Source organism: Meridianimaribacter flavus (genome assembly GCF_004366715.1).
GTDB lineage: Bacteria > Bacteroidota > Bacteroidia > Flavobacteriales > Flavobacteriaceae > Gaetbulibacter_B > Gaetbulibacter_B jejuensis.
Map to the genome: position 1 here is coordinate 177,287 of NZ_SOQZ01000003.1, position 20,417 is coordinate 197,703.

The following is a 20,417-nucleotide window of genomic DNA, read 5'->3' on the forward strand; positions in this document are numbered from 1 at the left end:
GTAGTAATTGTGGATGTATACCTAGAGAGCGAGCTTTAATGCAAACTATTAAAAATTATTACCCTAATTGGAGTGAGTTGTTCATCCACGAGTCTTCACCAGGAAAAAGAGGGCATAGTGTGTTGTTACAAGCTAAAGCAAAACACTATGTTGAAACTCAATTTTTTCCAGAAGCCTCTTTAGGAAGTTATGTAAATGGTGTACGTCATGAAGATTTAGAGCAGCAAACTTTTGATGACGAAGCATTTGATTTGGTAGTTACTTCTGATGTTATGGAACATATTTACGAACCAAAAAAAGCATTTCAAGAGATTTATAGAACCTTAAAACCAGGAGGTGCACATATTTTTTCAGTACCCATTATTAATAAGCATAAAAAAACACAGCGTTGGGCTACCAAAAATCCAGATGGAAGTCCGGAGTTTTTATTTGAACCTGAATGGCATGGTAACCCGGTAGATAAAAAAGGATCACCAGTAACTTTTCATTGGGGTTATGATATTAAAGACTTTATAGAAACACATACAGGTGCTGACTGTGAAATTGTTTATATTGATGATTTGAAGTACGGTATTCGAGCAGAGTATATAGAAATTATAGTAATGAAGAAACCATTATGATAGATAAAAAATTGCGTGCAATTGCTTTTGTGTTGCCTCAGTTTCATCCTATACCAGAAAATGATGCTTGGTGGGGAAAGGGTTTTACTGAGTGGACTAATGTTACTAAAGCCCAAGCTTTGTATGAGGGTCACTACCAACCACAGTTGCCAACTGACTTGGGTTTTTATGACTTACGATTACCAGAAGCACGACAAGCCCAAGCTGCTATAGCCAAGGATTATGGTATTTATGGGTTTTGTTATTACCATTATTGGTTTAATGGTAAACGTTTACTGCAAGCACCTATTGATGGTATGCTGAAACAAAAAGATTTAAATATGCCTTTTATGTTGTGTTGGGCTAATGAAAACTGGACTCGTCGTTGGGATGGTAAAGATGAAGATGTGCTTATGCAACAAGATTACGGTATTGATGATGATGAGGCACATATGCGATGGTTGTGTGAGCATGTCTTTTCAGATGACCGCTACATTACTGTAGATGATAAGCCTGTATTTATGATTTACAGGCATAATTTATTTCCTGATATTGTAAAAACTGTTACAATATGGCAGGAAATAGCAATAAAAGAATTTGGTTTTAAAGGATTGTATTTGTGTTTTGCTGAAAGTTTTGGAGCGCAAACTGACCCAAGGCAAATACAGTTTGATGCTGCAGTGGAGTTTTCTCCGCATAAAGTTATAAAGCATAAACTGCTACAGCAGCAGCCTAAAATGTGGACAAGAATTGTACAGAAAAACAAAGCATCATTAGATTTAAGAGACTTTAAGAAAGGAGTAGATGAATTGATTCATCGTTCACTTCCAGATTATAAACTGTATCGTTGCGTAACGCCTGCATGGGATAATACAGCGCGAAAAGGAAAAGCTGCTGTAATAGCAGTAGGAAGTTCACCTGAGTTGTATGAGTCCTGGTTACGTAGTCTAGTGAAGGCGTTTAATCCTTTTTCTAGTGAGGAGAATTTTATATTTATTAATGCCATGAACGAGTGGGCTGAAGGGAATCATTTAGAGCCATGTATAAAGTATGGAACGCAATATTTAGAAGCTACTAAAAATGCCTTAACAACTTGATACTTCTATGCATTTACCTAAAGTCTCTATAATCATCCCTAATTACAACCATAAACCGTATTTACAACAGCGGTTGGATAGTGTGTTAGGTCAAACGTTTCAGGATTTTGAGGTGATTGTATTGGATGATGCATCAACCGATGGGAGTCAAGAGGTGTTGAAAGCCTACAGCAACCACCCAAAAGTAAACCATATGGTTTTTAATGACGTAAACTCTGGTAGTCCGTTTAAGCAATGGCAAAAGGGTATTGCATTGGCACAAGGCGAGTGGATATGGATTGCCGAGAGTGATGATTATTGTGAGCTTGATTTTTTATCAACATTACTTAGCTTTTATGAGTCTGACACAAGTTGTGTTTTACTTTATTGTGCCACTAAGCATAAAGATGAAATTTCTGGTAAAATGTATTTAGATACATGGGCTTCGGCTATGGATGAGCATCGCTGGAACAATAGTTTTATTAATACAGGACAAGATGAAGTAAAGCGTTACTTTAGATATAGAAACATTATACCAAACGCAAGTGGAGCATTGTTTAAAAAAGAAGCAGTGTTGAATGTGAGATTACCATTAGGTATGAAATATTGTGGTGATTGGCAATTGTGGTTACAGTTGTTAAGTTATGGTAGTATTGGTTATGTAAGTAAGCCTATGAACTATTTTAGGAAACACAAAGATACTACTCGCACATTTAAACTGTTAGAAAGTGAAAGAACCCGTTTTAATGAATATTATACAATTATACAGCAGTACTCTACTTTTCTAGATAGGTTGGTTTATTTAAACAAGTATAATTGGATTGTTTTGGAATGTTATTTAAAAAAAAGAACCTTGGGACGATTTCCTAATGTAAAGCTAAAATTACCTATTGAATTGCAGTTGGCTTATTGCATGCTGGTTGTAAGAAAAAAACTGAGTTTATGAGAAATATTATTTGTACTGTTATTACTAATAATTATGCGCATTATGCTTTAGCCTTACATGATTCGTTTAAAGATTATGATGATACTGTAGATTATTGTGTGTTTGTAAGTAATGGTACTTTAGATACAGCTTATGAAGATGAGTTTGAGGCACGAGGTATTGTATTATTAACTGTAGCTGATTTTAAAGATAACCGTTTAGCTCAACAAATGCATGAGAAATATGCGACTGTTTATCATGATGCTTACCGTTGGGGAATGAAACCTTTGGTAATGATTGAGCTTTTAAATAGAAGTTATGACCATGTTATTTATGTGGATAGTGATATTTACTTTTTTGCTGATTATACTTTTTTATGGAAGGAGTTAGAAACAAGGAGTATGTTGCTTTCTCCGCATTGGCGTTGTTCAGACCCTAGTATAAGCGAAACTAATTTTAGACATAATTTTCTTGATGGTATCTATAACGGAGGTTTTGTAGGAGCAAGCAAAAAGGGAATTAAAGCTATGAGTTATTGGGCTGAATTGTGTTTGTTTAAGTGTGAGGTTAACCGAAATGACGGTTTTTATGTAGATCAGCGTTATTTGGATATTCTTCCAACTCGATTTGAAGGTGTGGGACATATTACTCATAGAGGGTGTAATGTTGCCAATTGGAATATAGTTGACTGCCAACGTGTGGCGCAAGCCGATGGTACGGTTTTGATTAATAATACTTTTCCTATTGTGTTTATACATTTTACCAATAGCTTATTTAAGGGTGCTTATTTATGGAAGGACGATGCACTTTTGATTCCTTATATTGAGCGTTATAGGGATAATTTGCTCAATTACTCAAAGGTAGATGTTATAGCTGCTTTTTTTAATAAAGGGATTCATCAGCAATCGCGAACAGAATCTGACTTTGAAAAGAAGTCTTTGATTGTAAAACTTAAAACGCTTTTAAAACGTACTGTAAAGAAAGTGCTAAAGACTTTTAAACTATTTTGATATGACTATAGCCATCTTAACTCCTAGTCAGAATCCTTATTCAGAAACGTTTATCCAGGCGCATAAGCAGTATTTGCGTGGTAAGATATGTTATTATTATGGTTCAGGCGAGGGTATACGCTTAGAGGGTGTTGGAGGTTTAGTAGGACAATGGAAGCGGTTGTATTTTAAAGCGATTGCGAAATTGTTTAAGAAGCCTTCTGGTTATGTGAGGGATTGTATGTTGCGTACATCATTTAAACAGCAAGGAGTTGATGTAGTACTAGTAGAGTATGGCACACAGGCCCATAACTTAAGGAGTATTTTGGCTTCGTTGAGTTTGCCTGTGGTGGTTCATTTTCATGGTTATGATGCCAGTAGGCAGGATGTTATAGCGCGTTGTGATGCGTATCGAGAAGTGTTTCAATTGGCCTCTAAGGTTATTGCGGTGTCTAGAGTTATGGAGACTACACTACTTAAACTTGGATGTCCTAAAGCTAAATTAGTATATAATGTGTATGGGCCGCAACCTGAATTTACCACAATAGAGCCTAGTTTTACACACCGACAGTTTATTGCTATAGGTCGATTTACCGATAAAAAGGCGCCTTATTATACTTTATTGGCTTTTAAAGCTGTTTTAGAACAGCATCCTGATGCGCGATTGCTTATGGCAGGAGATGGTGATTTGCTGAATACTTGTAAGAATTTAGCACAGTACTTAGGGTTGCAGTCTCAGGTGGAGTTTTTAGGGATTATACGTCCTGAAGTTTATAGGAGTTTGCTAAGTCGTTCATTGGCTTTTGTACAGCATTCAATTACTGCAGCCAGTGGTGATATGGAGGGTACACCTCTAGCTGTGCTGGAAGCTAGTGCTGCAGGGTTACCTGTGGTGTCTACCTATCATGCTGGAATACCTGATGTTGTTGTGCATAACGAAACGGGTTTGTTAAGTGATGAGCATGATGTAAAGGCTATGACCCAAAATATGTTGCGATTGCTTGATGATGTTGATTATGCGCAACAGCTTGGAAGAGCTGGACAGGAGCGTGTTAATAGGTTTTTTACTTTGGAGCGACATATTGGGGTTTTGCAGAAGTTGTTAGAACAGGTTGTTTCAAACAAAAAGAAATAACTGATTTGTGATGTGATTTATAAGAAGAAAAAATAAAAGAAGAAACAGTAATTTATAAGTAAATGGTATTGACAACTATTTGTAATGAGTAATAAACCATTAGTATCCATAATAATTCCCACCTTTAATCGAGCACATTTGATAGGAGAAACGCTTGATAGTGTATTGGCGCAAACTTATAACCATTGGGAGTGTATTGTTGTAGATGATGGTAGTACTGATGGTACAGCAGCTTTACTAGATACTTATTGTGCCAAGGACCCGCGTATTCAATACTACCAACGACCTGAGGATAGACCTAAAGGTGCTAATGCCTGTAGGAATTATGGTAAACAACTAAGTAAAGGACAGTATTTATTATTTTTAGATTCTGATGATTTATTGTTGATAGATTGTTTGTTTGATCGAGTTAGTAATATCAATGATGGTCAAAGCAGTGTTTTAATTTCCAATACGGCTAAATTATTTTCAAACACATCTATTAGTAATGCTATAAATGTTGACCCTTTTACTACAACTAATAAAGCTTATTTGTTGCTTTTTTTAAGTTATAGACTTCCTTGGACAATTATGGATGCCTTTTGGGATAAACGTGTTTTAAAAGAGATATGGTTTAATGAGGGTTTGCAACGTTTTCAGGATGTTGATTTTCATATACGTGTGTTAATGAAAGATAAAGTAGTTATTAAGCGGCAGTTTAAAACTGATACGCTTTACAGGCACAGTAAGGCAGAAAAAGATTTGGATATAACAACCTATAATCAAAAAGTAGTAGATAGTTATGAGATGATGATTAGAAATGCTACCGAATGGGCTTTGACTAGATTGCAAAAACAAGCTTTTAAACGGTATTGCTATATCATTTATAGAGATTTTATTTTTACAAGGGCTTATAAATCATTAACGCAATTACATTTAATTTCTGCTATTTTTAAAGTGGTAGGATTTAGTGTCTGGGATTGTTTTTATTTTTATGGTATGGCTTTTTATGCGATTACCGGTTTGAGCTCTAAAAAAGGAACAGGGAGCCATCGATTTATCCAAAAAGCAAATCGTTATTTTGATAATTTAATAGAAGTATAAATGCAAGAACTTAAAGTATCTATTATAATGGCCACTTATAATAGGGCACATTTTATTTTAGAAACACTAACTTCTATAAGAAATCAAACCTATCAAAATTGGGAGTGTTTAATTGTTGATGACGGAGGAAGTGATAATACCCAAGAGGTTATTTCTAAAGTACTTCAAGCTGACACAAGGTTTAAGTATTTAAGACGTCCTGAACGTTATTTAAAAGGCTTACCTGGAAGTAGAAATTATGGGTTAGATCTAGCTGAAGGAGACTATATTGTTTTTTTTGATGATGATGATATTGTGCATCCATGCCTACTAGAAACCACATTAAAAGTTTTAGAGACTAAAAATGTTGACTTTTGTCTTTATCAAAAACAATCTTTTGAAAAGTCGTTTAGTATTGATTTATTAGAACCGTTGGATGTTATTAAGACAGAACCTGCAAAAGATGATTTTTTGTTTAAAGTAGTAACTCAACAAATTGGTATGGCTTCCTGTACCGTATTATGGAAATCTAGTTGTTTTGATCATTTACGGTTTAATGAACATTTACAGTATGCCGAGGAATGGGAATGTTTTGTAAGAGTATTACTGAGAAAACCTAAAGGTGTAGTGTTACTGGCAGTTTTGTATTACAACCGTAAGCATTCACAGTCTAATACTGGAGAGTACTGGAGTGGTGATAATGTAAGAAGAGTGTCAAAGAAGAAAGCAACGCTATTAATTATTAATAATTTAAAGCACTATAGTCTGTTAGATGCAAAGTTTAAAAAGTTCTTTTTGTCAAGTGCGTTTAATTTTAAGGATAAGGTTTTTTTTAGAAATGTGGTTGCTACCATGAAAGTGAGTCAATATAATGTAGTTTTGTTTTTGTTTAGACATAAGCTGTATGTCTTATTAAAGAGTCTCAAAAAGAAAATTAGCTAATATGCGAAAGATATTAATTGTAGTAGAGTCTATTGATGTTAATAGTAGTAGTGGAGCTAAGGGTAGAATGTCCCTAATAAAATCTTTGATTGCCCTAGGTTATGGAGTGAAAATATTGCATTATACAAGAAAAAACATTGAAATTGAAGGTGTAGATTGTATCTCTATAAAGGAACTAAAGTATAATTTATTGTATGTGCTAAGTAGAACAAGACGACTTGTTTTAAGACATTTTAAAGTTGATTTGTTCTCATGGGTAGATTCTGTCTTTGGATTTTCTTTTACCTATTATAACGATTCAAATAGTATTGCAGCCTCAATACGAAAACATTATACCGATGAGGATTATATTTTTACATTGAGTCATGGAGGTAATTTTAAATCTCATCATGCCATGTTGAAGTTTCCAAAGTTATATAAAAAATGGGTGGCATATATGCATGATCCCTATCCCTTTCATTGTTATCCTAAACCTTATAACTGGTATGAAAAAGGGTATGAGGTTAAAGAACAGTTTATTAAAGATGTTTCGGATAAGGCAGAGTTTTCTGTGTTTCCTAGTTTGCTTTTAATGCAATGGATGGGAAACTACTTTCCTAATTTCTTAAAGACAGGGTCAGTAATTCCTCACCAAAGTTATGATTTAGAAATCCGCAATAAAAGACCTTTAAAGTTAGAGTATTTTGATTTTAATAAATTCACCATATTGCATGCAGGAAATTTACTAAAACAAAGACAGCCCCAAGGTTTAGTTGAAGCGTATAAATTGTTTTTAAAAAAAATACCTGAAGCCAAACAAAATTCTTTATTATTACTTTTGGGGGATGCAAGTGAACATAAGGAATATTTGTTAGAAGAAAAGACCAAGTGTTCAAGCTTATATTGTAGTATGAATTATGTGTCTTTTGATGAGGCAAATTATGTTCAAGAGTATGCAAGTGTTAATGTAATTTTAGAAGCAGACGCAGATATAAGTCCGTTTTTACCAGGTAAGTTTCCGCATTGTGTAAAGTCTAATTCTCCAATAATGTCTTTAGCTCCAGAACAAAGTGAGGTAAGAAGGTTGTTGGGGTTAGATTATAAATATGCCTGCAGGCCTTCGGATTCGACAGTTATTTCAGAATTTCTTATTGAGCTTTACTTCTTATGGAAAGAAACACCTGAAAAGTTAAAACTCAATAGGCCAGATATAGAAGGGTATTTGAGTACAGAGTTTTTGCAGAAACAATTAAATGCTATGTTCAAGAATGAACAATAATTTTTCCATACTAATTACAACTAAAAACAGGTTAAAAGAGTTAAAAAGGACATTAGTCACTTTAAGCCCATTGTTAAAGAGGGGCGATGTAGAGTGTTTTATTTGTGACGATGGGTCTTCAGATGGAACCCAAGCTTTTTTAGAATCTCAGCAATCTGATATTCAATTATGGCTAGAGTCTAAAAGTAAAGGGTATTTGTATCACCGTAATTATATGCTCAGAACAACTACTGCTAAGTATAGTGTCAGTTTGGATGACGATGCTCATTTTCTTACTGAAAACGTATTGGAAACTATTTCGCAATATTTTGAAACAAATCCAACTTGTGGACTCTTGACATTCCGTATTTTTTGGGGGCAAGAAGCGCCAAAGAAAACAGCGACTTCAGATGTGTCTTACGCTGTTAATGGTTTTGTAGGTTGTGGACACGTTTGGCGTATGCAAGCATGGAAAGAGATTCCTGATTACCCTGAATGGTTTCAGTTTTATGGAGAAGAACAGTTTGCCGCTTTACAGTTGTTTAAAAAGGGATGGTATATACGTTATGCGCCAGAGGTGTTGGTCCAACATAGAGTAGATATGCTTGCTAGAAAAACACAAAAAGATTATTTGCAGCGACAACGCCGATCTTTAAGAGCTGGATGGTATGTGTATTTTATGTGTTACCCATTTGCTATTGCTTTTAGATTGTTTTTATCTAGTATTTGGAGTCAACTGAGACGAAAAACTTTTAAAGGGAACATGCAAGCTACTAGGGCTTTAATGTTAGCATTTTATGATATATTAATACATGTTCCTAAGTTTCTTACAAATAGATATCGTTTAAGTAATAGTCAATATAGAGAATTTACTAACTTGCCGAAAGTGCCTATATATTGGAAACCGCATGAGTAATTTATTAAATACATTTGAAGATAGAGAGGTGTTTGCTAAAACTATGTTAGAAAAATATGCAAACCCAGACCTTAGTGTAATTAGTGATATAGGAGCAGGTTATGGTTTTATGCAAGCTCATGTTGAAAAATTAGGAGCTATTTGGCAGCCATTTGATTATTTGAAAAAAATAAAGCAAACCACTATCTGGGATTTAAATAATCTTGCGCCTAAAACATCTCAACCTGCTGATATGGCTTTGTTTTTGGAGGTGTTAGAACATTTGGCTAATCCATTGTTAGGGCTTCAGAATATAGGTAAACATTTAAAAAAGGATGGTGTACTTATTTTAACAACACCTAACCCTCAATCGAGTAAAAACAGAATTAATCTTTTATTGAAAGGAGTACTTTACGCATTTCAGGAAAAACACTTAAAGGAACAGCATGTTTTTACGCCTTGGGAGCATATTGTGAAGTTTTTTTTAGAACAAAGTGGCTTTGAAATTTTGGAATACGCAGTGGTTGATACAAAGTATCAAACACGAAAAACAAAAGGAATAAAAGAGTTTTTAAAGCTACAATTGGAGAAACTTATAGAAAAGCGTTATCCTAAAGCTCAAGGTATGAGCTACGGTATAGTTGCTAGAAAAATTGATTAAATATGAATGTTTTTATCATAGCCGAAATCGCTCAAGCGCACCATGGGAGTTTACAAAAAGCCCATGATTATATAGAGGCTTTAGCCACAACAGGAGTAAACGCAATAAAATTTCAAACACATATAGCACAGGCTGAAAGCAGCATTTATGAACCTTTTAGGATTAAATTTAGTAACGACTATGCGACACGTTTTGACTACTGGAAAGCTATGGAGTTTACTGTGGAAGAATGGAAAGCCTTAAAAGGGCATTGTGATGCGGTTGGTTTAGAGTTTATGAGTTCACCCTTTAGTAATGCTGCTGTTGATGTATTGGAGGAAGTTGGTGTTAAACGTTATAAAATAGGATCTGGAGAGGTGAATAATTTCTTGTTGTTGGAAAAAATTGCACAAACCAAAAAACCTGTAATTCTATCATCAGGTATGAGTGCATATAATGAGCTTGATAAAACGATAGATTTCTTAAAAACAAAAGGTGTAAACTATTCTATTTTACAGTGTACTACCTCATACCCAACACAACCAGAACAATATGGCCTAAATGTAATTGAAGAGTTAAAACAAAGTTATAGTGTTCCAGTGGGCTTTTCAGACCATTCAGCAAAACCTGAAACGAGTATTGCTGCAGTAATAATGGGCGCAGAAATTTTAGAGTTTCACGCAGTTTTTGACAAACAGGAAACAGGGCCTGATGTAACCTCATCCTTAACTATTGACGAAATACGTACGTTGGTAAGTGCTGTTAGAAACATTGAAAAAGCGCTTGAGAACCCAATAAACAAAAGAGATAATTCTGCATTTAAGGATTTAAAAGCTATTTTTGAAAAGTCATTAGCCGTTAATAAAGCTTTACCTAAAGGACATCGAATCACCTTCTCTGATTTGGAAGCCAAAAAACCGAAAGGATATGGTATTGATGCTTTTGATTTTGAAAAGGTTATAGGTAGGCAATTAGTAAAAGAAATGAGCGCATGGGAGTTTTTAAACGATAAAGATTTAGTATGAAGCAAGGGAAACGAAAGATTTGTGTGGTAGTCACAGCAAGACCATCGTATAGCAGAATAAAAACAGTACTAAAAGCCATTAACGAACACCCAAAGCTCGAATTACAATTAGTAGTTGCTGGTTCAGCCTTGTTGGATCGTTATGGCAACGCAGCGGACTATATCATTAAAGACGGGTTTACAATTACAGAAAAAGTGTTTATGGTTTTGGAGGGTGAGAACCCTACAGCTATGGCAAAAACTACAGGCTTGGGAGTTATGGAACTGTCCAATGTGTTTTACAACCTTCAACCAGATGCTGTTATAACCATTGCTGATCGTTTTGAAACGATAGCCACATCTATTGCTGCAGCTTATCAAAATATACCTCTAGTACATATACAAGGAGGTGAGGTTACTGGAAATATTGATGAAAAAGTACGTCATGCAAACACCAAATTAGCCGATATTCATTTAGTGGCTTCAGAAGATGCCAAAGCTCGGGTGGTAAAATTGGGCGAGGATGAAGAATGTGTCTTTAATACAGGTTGCCCTTCAATAGACATTGCTAATGACCTGTTACAGATTAAGGGTTTGGATTTTAACCCTATTGAAAAGTATGGAGGAGTTGGAGGATTACACACAATGCCTAAAAATTATCTAGTGGTGCTCCAACACCCAGTAACTAATGAATACTTACAAGCAAAAGCAGACATAACAAAAACATTGCAGGTTATTAATAGGCTTAAAATACCAACATTTTGGTTTTGGCCTAATGTAGATGCAGGTGCTGATGGAACTTCCAATGGGATACGTTCATTTAGAGAGCAACATAACCCAAAGCACATACGCTTTTTTAAAAATATGGATTCGGTAGATTTTTTAAAACTACTTAAGCATAGCCAGTGTCTGATTGGTAACAGCAGTGTAGGGATTAGGGAGTGCTCGTTTTTAGGGGTGCCAGTGGTTAATATTGGTACGCGACAACATAGAAGGCAAAGAGGAACAAATGTAATTGACGTGATGTATAATGAAGCCGAAATACAAACGGCAATTGAACAACAATTGAAAACTCCTAAAAACACGAGAAGCACTATTTATGGTAAAGGAGATAGTGGTCAAAAAATAGCGGAAATTTTAGCCAAAGTTAAATTTAAATTTCATAAAACAATACAATACTAATGCGTGTTTTAGGAATTATACCAGCAAGAGGAGGGTCAAAGTCGATTCCAAAAAAAAATATTAAGAAGTTAGATGGTAAACCGCTTTTGCAATATACTGTTGAAGCTGCCAATGAGTCTAAACTATTGTCTCGTGTGGTTTTGAGTTCTGATGATGATGATATTATTTCAGTTGCAAAAACACTAAATTTAGAGGTGCCATTTAAAAGACCTTCTCATCTCGCTGAGGATATTTCGCCTACATTACCGGTTATTCAACATGCGCTTCATTTTTTCCAGTCTCAAAACATACAGTTTGATGCGGTTTGTTTGCTACAAGTGACAAGCCCATTTAAATCAGGGGGTTTTATAGATGAAGCTATAAGAAAATTCAGTAATACGGAATGTGATGCCTTGGTTTCGGTTCAAAAGGTGCCAACGGAATACAATCCGCATTGGACATTTGAAGAAAACAGAAAAGGGTTCTTAAAGATTGCTACTGGAGAAATTGATATTATACCAAGGCGTCAAGAGCTTCCTATAGCGTATCACAGGGATGGATTGATTTATATTACTAAAACGAGTGTGATAATAGAGCAGAATTCGCTGTACGGCAATACTCTAGGATATATTGAGTCTCCTGCAGGAGCACAAATTAATATTGATACTATAGAGGATTGGGAAAAAGCAGAAAGCTATTTAAAATCAAAAAAACAATAAAATGTGTGGTATTTCAGGACTGATAGGTCATGAAGATTTTGAGTTACTACTGTGTGCTATGGTGGAATCACAAGCACATCGAGGACCTGATGCTGAAGGAGTTTTTTATGATAAAAATTTTGCGGCTTTAGGGCATAATCGCTTATCAATAATTGATTTGTCTCCTAAATCCAACCAACCTTTTACTGATCATTCAAAACGTTATTACATTGTTTTTAATGGAGAAATTTATAATTATCTCGAATTAAAAGCAAGTTTAAGGCATGATTATAATTTTATAACTCAGTCTGACACAGAAGTGCTTTTGGCCCTATATATAAAGTATGGGGTGTCTTGTTTGGGTAAGTTGAATGGCATGTTTTCGTTTGCCATATGGGATACAAAGAAAAAAAAATTATTTGCAGCTAGAGACCGTTTTGGGGTAAAGCCATTTTATTATAGTAAAAGTCAAAATAGATTTGTGTTTTCAAGTGAAATAAAGGCGATTCATAAAAGTGGGATAAAAAAGACACCTAATCAAGACCTATGGAGACGATATTTTGCTTTTGGAAGTTACGGTTTGCCAAATGAAACATTTTGGGAAGGGGTTTGTCAACTTCCTGCGGGACATTTTTTAGAACTTAATGAAGGTAACTTAAACATTACACAATGGTATGATTTTGCGAGTCAAGTGATAAAACAACCTCTAGTAAAAAATTATACTGAAGCTAAAGAACAATACCATGATTTGCTTTTTGATAGCGTAAAATTACGGTTTAGAGCTGATGTGCCTGTTGGGTTTAATGTAAGTGGCGGCTTGGATAGTTCGACATTGTTGGCATTGGTGAATCAATCACAAGTTAATTCAACTAAAATTGAAGCCTTTACCTTTTATACTAATGATAAACGCTATGATGAGTTGTCTTGGGTAGAACAAATGATAAGTCATTACAGTAATCCCTTACATAAAGTACTTTTAAAAGCTATTGAAGTACCAGAACTATCTAAATTAATAAGTAGTTTTCAAGACGAGCCTTTTGGGGGGATTCCAACATTAGCCTATTCCAAGGTATTTAAAACAGCAAGAAATAAGGGTGTTAAGGTGTTATTGGATGGTCAAGGTATGGATGAACAATTAGCAGGATACGATTATTATACTACTAATACAAAATCAACAATTCAAGGGGTTACTAAATCGCCTTTTAACCCTAAAATATTGAGCGAAGATACTAGTGATGGAATGGGTAAAGACCAATATCCAAGCCCTTTTGAAGACTCTTTACTAAATTTACAATACAGAGACTTGATATATACCAAAATTCCTAGAGCCTTACGCTTTAACGATAGGGTATCTATGGCGTACTCTACAGAATTGAGGGAACCATTTTTGGATTACCGATTAGTGGAGTTTGGATGTTCACTTCCAATCGAATTCAAAATAAAAGACCAACAAAACAAACGTATTTTACGAGAGGTAATGACTAAATATATACCCCAATCCATATCCTATGCTCCAAAGCGACCACTGCAAACACCACAACGTGAATGGCTTGAGAAGGAACTAAAACAATTTGTAGAGGAACAGATAGATAAAATAAAATATAGTAATTATGCTCACTGGTTTAATTTAAACGAAATTGATAATACATGGAGTTTATATTTAAAAGGGGATAATGACTCCAGTTTTCATATTTGGCAATTGGTGAATTTTTCTTTGTTACTGAATTAATTAAGATATTATTAAAAAAAATTATCTTGTACTGCGATAATTGAGCTAAACGTTTTAGATGAAGAATTTGGGAATAGTAATAACTGATGGTGTTGGTTTTAGAAATTTTATGTTAAGTGATTTTTTACGCGAAGCAGAGACTACCTTCGATAAGGTTGTGATATATTCCTACTTACCGGAAAAAGTTTACGAGGATTTTGAAATGAATGCCAAAGTAGTGGAGTTACCTGTCATTAATGATAACTTTTTTACTTGGTTTTTTTTGAAATTAAAAGAAATGGCACACTTGCAATTGCACAAGCAGGGTAATTTTGGAATCAAAGATGTCATTCGTACTAATAAAACAAAAAGTAGGTCTATAAGAGGCTATGCTAAACGTCTTGTGTTTTTAATAACCTCTGTTTGTAATTCTGAGAGTTGGATTAAGCGTTTTAATAGGCTACAACAACGCACGTTTAAAAGCCATCACATTACTAAGGCCTATATCAACATGTTAAAAATACACGAGGTGGACTTTTTGTTTTTTACGCATCAACGTCCACCCTATATAGCACCATTAATTTATGCTTCGGAACAATTGAACATTAAAAATGGTACTTTTATTTTTAGTTGGGATAATTTAGCCTCTAAGGGTAGAATGGCAGGCGATTTTAACCACTATTTTGTATGGAGTCATTTAATGGCTACAGAGCTATTGCATTTTTATAAGAAAATACACTCATCCCAAGTACATGTCGTAGGGACACCGCAATTTGAGCCTTATGTATTAGAACGCTATAAAACTTCTAAACAGGAGTTTTTCGAGAAGTTTAGGCTAAATGCAGAGCATCAAACCATTTGTTTTAGTTGTGGAGATGTGTCAACCAGTAAAAATGACCCTTTATATATAGAGGTTATTGCTGAGGCTATACAAAATGGAGTGTTGGGAGCTGTTAACTTTATAGTACGCACTTCGCCAGCTGAATCTCCTGAACGCTTTCATTTTCTTAAAGAACGCTATCCCTTCATAATATGGAACTACCCTAAGTGGGATTTGGTAAGACAAGACCACCAAGAAACTTGGTCGCAACGCGTTCCTGATAGAGTAGACGTTAAAGACCTAAGAGGAATTTTACAATATTGTGATGTGTTTATAAATATGTGTTCCACCATGAGTTTGGATGCCATGTGTTTTGATAAGCCTGTGATTAACCCTGTGTTTGGAAATGCAGAAAATGGATGGTATAACGATCAACGATTTTTAAAATTTGCACATTACAAACGCGTGGTTGAAAGTGGTGCAGTTGCTGTGGTTAAAACAAAAGAAGCTTTAATTAAAGAAATAAACAATAGTTTAAAAAATCCAGAACAACGTTTGCAGTTCCAAAAAAAGCTCTTAGAAATGCAGGTAAGTTGTGCGTTGAAGCATACCTCACAGCGAATTGTAAACTCAATACAATTATGCTTGAATTAAAATCAAAAACCATAGCGGTCATTTGTAATTATCAATTAAGACCAGACCGAATAGGAGGTATGGATCGGTTTTTTGTGGCTTATGATACCAAAGCAAAGTTGTTGGGATGTGATGTAAAATGGTTTTTTAAAGGACAAGCGGTGTTTGATTTTTATAAGGACTTAGATATTGTATTAGTACAGGACACATCAGTAGAGGCTACGTTTTTAAACCATTTAAAGCAAAATACTACAGTTTATAATTGTGTGGTCACCCATTTTACGGAATTGTGTACTTCATTTTATAAAAAGGTGAAGCAGTATACTAAAGCTTATTGCATTGCTGTGGACCATAATCCAAGACCACTGGACGGATTCCCTTTGAAAAAGCGAATTAAGTTAAAAGTAAAAGGTGTTCTGTATTCTAAGTTTACTGATCAGTTTATTGCAGTGTCTAAATATACCAAACATCATATATTGAACGATTACGGCTATTTCTTACGTAAAAAGGTAAAAGTTATATATAATGGCATTGATGTTTCAATTTATAAACAACAAGAATTAAGACAAGCAAAACAATTTATTGTTGCTTCTCACTTACGACAATCTAAAGGTATTCAAGATTTGTTGGCTGCTTTAGACCAAATAAATAGTGCAGATTTAGAAGGAGTAAGTATTGATATTTATGGAGAAGGCCCTATGGAAAATGAACTTAAAGCCTTATCACAACAGTATAAGTTGCAAAATATTGTGAGTTTTAAAGGAAGTTCAGCAAACTTACCTAAATTGTTCAGGAATTATGATTATATGATACAGCCAACTTATATGGAATGCTTTAGCTTGTCATTATTGGAGAGTTTGTCGGCCAATGTACCAGTAATTACTACACAAGTAGGTGGTAATTTAGAGTTGATTACAGATGGTGATAATGGATTTGTGTTTCAAGCGGGCGATGTTAGTGCACTAAAGCAGGTGCTGGAGTCTATCTTAAAGAAAGAGCAGAAGATAGCCAAAGACGTGTTTCTTCTGGTGCATGATCAGTTTAGTTTAGATAAAATGGTTGATGAACATTTTAATTTAGTAGAATGCATATAGGGTTTTTAACACCAGAATACCCGCATCCAGATTTTAGTAGATCAGGTGGTTTGGGGACAAGCATTAAAAACTTGGCTGTAGCGCTGGTAAAACAGAGTGTGGAAGTGACTGTTTTTGTAACAGGGCAAACCCAAGACAGGGTTTTTTTTGAAAACGGTGTTAGGTTAGTATGTATTGCTAAAAAGCAACATCGCCTTTTTAGTTGGTATAAAGAGCGTAAGCGTATACAAAACATCATTCAAAAGCATATTGACACTGATGGCATTCAATTAATTGAAGCGCCAGATTGGACGGGACTGTCTGCCTTTATGAAATTTACCGTGCCGTTAATTATTAGAATGAATGGAAGTGATGGCTATTTTTGCCATTTGGAAGGACGACAACAAAAGTGGAAGCACCGCTTTTTGGAAAGAAAAGCTTTACAGAATGCTAATGTCTTAGTATCTGCCAGTAGTTTCACAGGACAGGTGACAAAGTCATTATTTGGCTTGAAAAAAGAAATTACAACAATACATAATAGTATAGATACTACTGTTTTTGTGCCACTTGATGAACCTATAAAACCATTACAGATTCTTTATTTTGGAACATTGGTTAGAAAAAAAGGAGTATTGGAATTGCCTTTTATTTTTAATGAGGTTGTTAAACAGGTGCCTAATGCCGAATTAGTATTGATAGGTAAGGATAATATTGATGTGTTTACGCAAAAATCTACCTGGAGTTTATTTCAGGAAGCCTTAAGCCCAAAGGCTAAACAGTGCGTAACACATTTGAAGGAAGTACCTTATCAGGCTATAAAGACGTATATTGCCCAAGCTCAAGTAATAGTGTTGCCTAGCTTTGCAGAAGCCTTCCCAATGACCTGGCTGGAAACTTTGGCTATGGAAAAGCCTTTAGTGAGTTCTAATATTGGTTGGGCTAAGGAGTTGATGATAGATGGCAAAACAGGGTATATAGTTGACCCTAAACAGCATTTTGTTTATGCTAGTAAAGTTATTGACTTATTGAAGGATAAAGAATTATGTAGACAATTAGGTGAAGCAGGAAGAAAGCATATGAAGCACACTTTTTCAACTACTGTGGTTTTGCCAAAGAATATAAGTTTTTATCAAAAAATAATAAATCAAAGATTAACTGAATGATAAGTTTGAAACCGGATTTTAAAATTTATACAACATCATCAAACGAGACACTTTTGTACGTTGGTGCTCCAAATTTTGAACTTTTGGATGCCTTAGCGGCAGGTCCTGGAGATTTATGGCATAGTAGTATGCAACAAGGTTTTAAGAACTGTTTTCCAGAATTGGTTTATCAAACTTCAGTTTATTGGTGGTTTTTGAACGATTTTGAGACAGATTATCTATCAGTTAACTGGAGAGTAAATGTAGAAGCGTTTGTTATAAGAGCGTCTGTTTGGGAACAGATTGAAGGGCTTGATTCTAAGTATAGCAATCCGCTTATGAAAGGATTGGATTTAGGTTTTGGATTGATGAGAACTTATTTTGGTATTCCTTTGTTTGTGAAAGGATTGTTTGAGCCCCAAACACAAGAAATTAAAATTCCAACAGTAGATAGGTACTATTTTTTTGCTAAGCATTTTAAGAAGCGCCATCGATTTTATATGATGCTGAGGCAAGGAGTGTTTAAGTTTCCAAACGAATTGCGTGCCTATTTAAAAACAAAAAACAGAACATTCTTTTTTGATACTCCTATAAAGGTTAGAGATTTAAAACCTATAGAAGGTTCTCCAACTGTGAGTTTGGTGATTCCAACTATGAAACGACAAGCATTTACGGAGTTGTTATTGAAGGATTATAATGCGCAAACCTACCCTATAAAAGAAGCGGTTATTGTAGACGCGACTCCAGAAGCAGAGCGTGATGTTCAATATTATCGTCCTGAGCATTTTAACTTTGATATTAAACTAAAATGGCAGACCACCAAAGGAAGTTGTCGTGCTCGAAATGAAGCCATAAACTTATGTACAGGCGATTATATTATTTTTGCTGATGATGATGTGCGTGTGTTACCTGATTTTGTAGAGCATCATGTTAAATTGTTACAAACCTATAATGCTAGTGCCTGCAATGGACTTGATGTTATGGCTGAGCATACCCAACAGGATTTAAATGATTTGAAATTGCGTTTGGATCAATTAGGTTCGTCAAGGTGGCGCGTTGGAACTTCCCCTATATTTAGTAATGCTAATTCGTGTGTGAGACGTGATGTAGTGATGAAGTTGCAAGGTAATGATATCAATTTTGATGGTGGTTATGGTGAGGATTCTGATTTTGGTGTTCGTATCTTAAAGTCAGGAGAGGTGTTGTTACATAACCCCTTTTCGGCAAACCTGCACCTGAAGCCACCTGAAGGCGGTTATCGTTTTTGGGGGAAAGAGTCTAAGATATTAGGTAAGCAGCGCAAAGCGCAACCTTGGGAGCTAGATACGCCTGTAAAGTGGATTAGACCAGTACCGAGCCCAACAGTTACTTATGGTATTTTAAAGCATTATACCCCTAAGCAAGTAAAGGAATGGCGGATAAAGCACTTTTTTTTATATGTTTCTAGAGGCTCTAAATTAATGATCCCTCTAAAATTGGTAAAGCTGTTGTATAAGCAGATACAGTTTAATACGTCGCTGTTTTATGCCAGAAAGCTGCTTAAGTTAGGTCAACGAAATTCTTAAAACAGATGGATTTTTCTTTAGTTGTTTGTACCTATATGCGCCCAAAAGCGTTATTGAATCTCCTTTACTCTGTAGAGCAGCAAACGTTATATCCTAATGAGATATTGATAATAGATGGTTCATTGAATACAGCAACACAAGTGGCTCTAGAAGCGCATGAGTTTGCTAATTTGGTGTACTATAAGGTGACAGCAGAGAATAGAGGATTAACCAAGCAGCGTAACTTTGGTATTACAAAGGTGTCTAAAACCACTGATGTTGTGTGTTTTTTAGATGATGATACCATTTTAGATCCTCATTATTTTCAGCAATTACTGGTTACTTATAAAGACTATCCAGATGCATTGGGTGTAGGTGGTTATATTAGTAATGAAGTCCAATGGGAGCCCGAAAACGGTGTTAGAACGCACCATTATTTTTATTATGATGGTTGGCAACGGAAAGAGCCTTTGCGGTTTAGAGTCCGTCGTGTTTTTGGATTAGCACCAGATACACCTCCTTGTATATTACCCTCATTTTCTCACGGACGTTCGGTGGGTTTTTTACCGCCAACAGGAAAAACCTATCAGGTAGAACAGTTCATGGGAGGAGTAGCCTCATATCGCAAAAAGTTGTTTGATAACCTATCCTTTTCTTCTTATTTTGAAGGCTATGGGTTGTATGAGGATGCTGATTTTTGTTTACGGTTGTCTAAACTAGGGACTTTGTATGTGAATACAAATGCACAACTAGAACATCATCATGAAGCAGCAGGACGCCCAAACGCTTATAAATATGGTAAAATGGTTTTGAGAAATGGTTGGTACATCTGGCGCATAAAATACCCTAATCCAAGCCTTAAAGCACGATTGAAATGGCATCTTACAGCAGTGTTGCTTATGAAGTTAACAGTGTTGGGAGTTGTAATGTCCTCACAAAAAAAAGCAGCCCTTAGTGAAGGGTTAGGGCGTTTTGTGGGGTGGTGGACAGTTTTGTTTTATCCACCAAGCGAACAGTTATGACGTTTAACACTATAAGGCGCTAAATGATTGGGTTATTTTTAACCATTTGCAACAGTAAAAATGAATAAGAGATGAAATTAGCAATAATTACTATTGTTCGGCATAGTTATCAC

General features: G+C 35.2%; 19 protein-coding genes. All 19 read left to right on the forward strand.

From position 1 onward, the window contains the following. Window positions 1-38 precede the first annotated feature (38 nt). Complete coding sequence (locus tag A8975_RS07905) at window positions 39-620, forward strand: class I SAM-dependent methyltransferase (RefSeq protein WP_208325364.1); 582 nt, start codon at window positions 39-41, stop codon at window positions 618-620. Next, a complete protein-coding gene (locus A8975_RS07910; RefSeq protein WP_134199597.1) occupies window positions 617-1,696 on the forward strand; it encodes a glycoside hydrolase family 99-like domain-containing protein in 1,080 nt (359 codons plus the stop codon). The genes A8975_RS07905 and A8975_RS07910 overlap by 4 nt, the downstream gene beginning before the upstream one ends. Before the next feature lie 7 nt (window positions 1,697-1,703). Continuing rightward, entirely contained in the window at window positions 1,704-2,621 is a 918-nt protein-coding gene (locus A8975_RS07915) for a glycosyltransferase family 2 protein (RefSeq protein WP_134199599.1), read from the forward strand. Continuing rightward, window positions 2,618-3,610 (forward strand): hypothetical protein, encoded by a 993-nt coding sequence (locus tag A8975_RS07920; RefSeq protein WP_134199601.1) that lies wholly within the window; start codon window positions 2,618-2,620, stop codon window positions 3,608-3,610. The genes A8975_RS07915 and A8975_RS07920 overlap by 4 nt, the downstream gene beginning before the upstream one ends. 1 nt (window position 3,611) lies before the next feature. Then, window positions 3,612-4,724: a glycosyltransferase gene (locus tag A8975_RS07925; protein ID WP_134199603.1), complete on the forward strand. Its 1,113-nt coding sequence runs from the start codon at window positions 3,612-3,614 to the stop codon at window positions 4,722-4,724. Window positions 4,725-4,808: 84 nt separating this feature from the next. Next, window positions 4,809-5,807 carry a glycosyltransferase family 2 protein gene (locus tag A8975_RS07930; protein ID WP_134199605.1) on the forward strand — a complete coding sequence of 333 codons (999 nt, stop codon included), beginning with the start codon at window positions 4,809-4,811 and terminating at the stop codon, window positions 5,805-5,807. Continuing rightward, complete coding sequence (locus tag A8975_RS07935) at window positions 5,808-6,728, forward strand: glycosyltransferase family 2 protein (RefSeq protein ID WP_134199607.1); 921 nt, start codon at window positions 5,808-5,810, stop codon at window positions 6,726-6,728. A 1-nt stretch (window position 6,729) separates the two neighbouring features. Then, complete coding sequence (locus tag A8975_RS07940; protein WP_134199609.1) at window positions 6,730-7,986, forward strand: UDP-glycosyltransferase; 1,257 nt, start codon at window positions 6,730-6,732, stop codon at window positions 7,984-7,986. Further along, complete coding sequence (locus A8975_RS07945) at window positions 7,976-8,881, forward strand: glycosyltransferase family 2 protein (protein ID WP_166667460.1); 906 nt, start codon at window positions 7,976-7,978, stop codon at window positions 8,879-8,881. The genes A8975_RS07940 and A8975_RS07945 overlap by 11 nt, the downstream gene beginning before the upstream one ends. Then, the gene (locus A8975_RS07950) at window positions 8,874-9,521 is read left to right on the forward strand and encodes a class I SAM-dependent methyltransferase (RefSeq protein ID WP_134199614.1); all 648 of its coding nucleotides are present in this window, start codon (window positions 8,874-8,876) and stop codon (window positions 9,519-9,521) included. Before A8975_RS07945 ends, A8975_RS07950 begins: the two co-directional genes overlap by 8 nt. Before the next feature lie 2 nt (window positions 9,522-9,523). Continuing rightward, window positions 9,524-10,525, forward strand: coding sequence for an N-acetylneuraminate synthase family protein (locus A8975_RS07955; protein ID WP_134199616.1), 1,002 nt, complete (start codon window positions 9,524-9,526; stop codon window positions 10,523-10,525). Next, window positions 10,522-11,685: a UDP-N-acetylglucosamine 2-epimerase gene (gene neuC / locus A8975_RS07960; RefSeq protein WP_134199618.1), complete on the forward strand. Its 1,164-nt coding sequence runs from the start codon at window positions 10,522-10,524 to the stop codon at window positions 11,683-11,685. Before A8975_RS07955 ends, neuC begins: the two co-directional genes overlap by 4 nt. Then, a complete protein-coding gene (locus tag A8975_RS07965) occupies window positions 11,685-12,383 on the forward strand; it encodes a cytidylyltransferase domain-containing protein (protein ID WP_134199620.1) in 699 nt (232 codons plus the stop codon). The genes neuC and A8975_RS07965 overlap by 1 nt, the downstream gene beginning before the upstream one ends. Window position 12,384: 1 nt before the next feature. After that, window positions 12,385-14,091: an asparagine synthase (glutamine-hydrolyzing) gene (gene asnB, locus A8975_RS07970; RefSeq protein WP_134199623.1), complete on the forward strand. Its 1,707-nt coding sequence runs from the start codon at window positions 12,385-12,387 to the stop codon at window positions 14,089-14,091. Window positions 14,092-14,149: 58 nt separating this feature from the next. Next, the gene (locus tag A8975_RS07975; protein ID WP_134199625.1) at window positions 14,150-15,544 is read left to right on the forward strand and encodes a hypothetical protein; all 1,395 of its coding nucleotides are present in this window, start codon (window positions 14,150-14,152) and stop codon (window positions 15,542-15,544) included. After that, complete coding sequence (locus A8975_RS07980; protein ID WP_134199627.1) at window positions 15,532-16,617, forward strand: glycosyltransferase family 4 protein; 1,086 nt, start codon at window positions 15,532-15,534, stop codon at window positions 16,615-16,617. Before A8975_RS07975 ends, A8975_RS07980 begins: the two co-directional genes overlap by 13 nt. Beyond that, complete coding sequence (locus A8975_RS07985; RefSeq protein ID WP_134199629.1) at window positions 16,608-17,759, forward strand: glycosyltransferase family 4 protein; 1,152 nt, start codon at window positions 16,608-16,610, stop codon at window positions 17,757-17,759. The genes A8975_RS07980 and A8975_RS07985 overlap by 10 nt, the downstream gene beginning before the upstream one ends. Beyond that, window positions 17,756-19,303, forward strand: coding sequence for a glycosyltransferase family 2 protein (locus tag A8975_RS07990; protein ID WP_134199631.1), 1,548 nt, complete (start codon window positions 17,756-17,758; stop codon window positions 19,301-19,303). Before A8975_RS07985 ends, A8975_RS07990 begins: the two co-directional genes overlap by 4 nt. A 5-nt stretch (window positions 19,304-19,308) precedes the next feature. Further along, window positions 19,309-20,304 (forward strand): glycosyltransferase family 2 protein, encoded by a 996-nt coding sequence (locus tag A8975_RS07995; protein ID WP_134199634.1) that lies wholly within the window; start codon window positions 19,309-19,311, stop codon window positions 20,302-20,304. The last annotated feature ends 113 nt before the right edge of the window (window positions 20,305-20,417 follow it).

Coding starts and splice junctions, on each gene's coding strand:
- A8975_RS07905 (WP_208325364.1), top strand. CDS start 39: ATGCAAACTATTAAAAATTATTACCCTAATTGGAGTGAGTTGTTCATC.
- A8975_RS07910 (WP_134199597.1), top strand. CDS start 617: ATGATAGATAAAAAATTGCGTGCAATTGCTTTTGTGTTGCCTCAGTTT.
- A8975_RS07915 (WP_134199599.1), top strand. CDS start 1,704: ATGCATTTACCTAAAGTCTCTATAATCATCCCTAATTACAACCATAAA.
- A8975_RS07920 (WP_134199601.1), top strand. CDS start 2,618: ATGAGAAATATTATTTGTACTGTTATTACTAATAATTATGCGCATTAT.
- A8975_RS07925 (WP_134199603.1), top strand. CDS start 3,612: ATGACTATAGCCATCTTAACTCCTAGTCAGAATCCTTATTCAGAAACG.
- A8975_RS07930 (WP_134199605.1), top strand. CDS start 4,809: ATGAGTAATAAACCATTAGTATCCATAATAATTCCCACCTTTAATCGA.
- A8975_RS07935 (WP_134199607.1), top strand. CDS start 5,808: ATGCAAGAACTTAAAGTATCTATTATAATGGCCACTTATAATAGGGCA.
- A8975_RS07940 (WP_134199609.1), top strand. CDS start 6,730: ATGCGAAAGATATTAATTGTAGTAGAGTCTATTGATGTTAATAGTAGT.
- A8975_RS07945 (WP_166667460.1), top strand. CDS start 7,976: ATGAACAATAATTTTTCCATACTAATTACAACTAAAAACAGGTTAAAA.
- A8975_RS07950 (WP_134199614.1), top strand. CDS start 8,874: ATGAGTAATTTATTAAATACATTTGAAGATAGAGAGGTGTTTGCTAAA.
- A8975_RS07955 (WP_134199616.1), top strand. CDS start 9,524: ATGAATGTTTTTATCATAGCCGAAATCGCTCAAGCGCACCATGGGAGT.
- neuC (WP_134199618.1), top strand. CDS start 10,522: ATGAAGCAAGGGAAACGAAAGATTTGTGTGGTAGTCACAGCAAGACCA.
- A8975_RS07965 (WP_134199620.1), top strand. CDS start 11,685: ATGCGTGTTTTAGGAATTATACCAGCAAGAGGAGGGTCAAAGTCGATT.
- asnB (WP_134199623.1), top strand. CDS start 12,385: ATGTGTGGTATTTCAGGACTGATAGGTCATGAAGATTTTGAGTTACTA.
- A8975_RS07975 (WP_134199625.1), top strand. CDS start 14,150: ATGAAGAATTTGGGAATAGTAATAACTGATGGTGTTGGTTTTAGAAAT.
- A8975_RS07980 (WP_134199627.1), top strand. CDS start 15,532: ATGCTTGAATTAAAATCAAAAACCATAGCGGTCATTTGTAATTATCAA.
- A8975_RS07985 (WP_134199629.1), top strand. CDS start 16,608: ATGCATATAGGGTTTTTAACACCAGAATACCCGCATCCAGATTTTAGT.
- A8975_RS07990 (WP_134199631.1), top strand. CDS start 17,756: ATGATAAGTTTGAAACCGGATTTTAAAATTTATACAACATCATCAAAC.
- A8975_RS07995 (WP_134199634.1), top strand. CDS start 19,309: ATGGATTTTTCTTTAGTTGTTTGTACCTATATGCGCCCAAAAGCGTTA.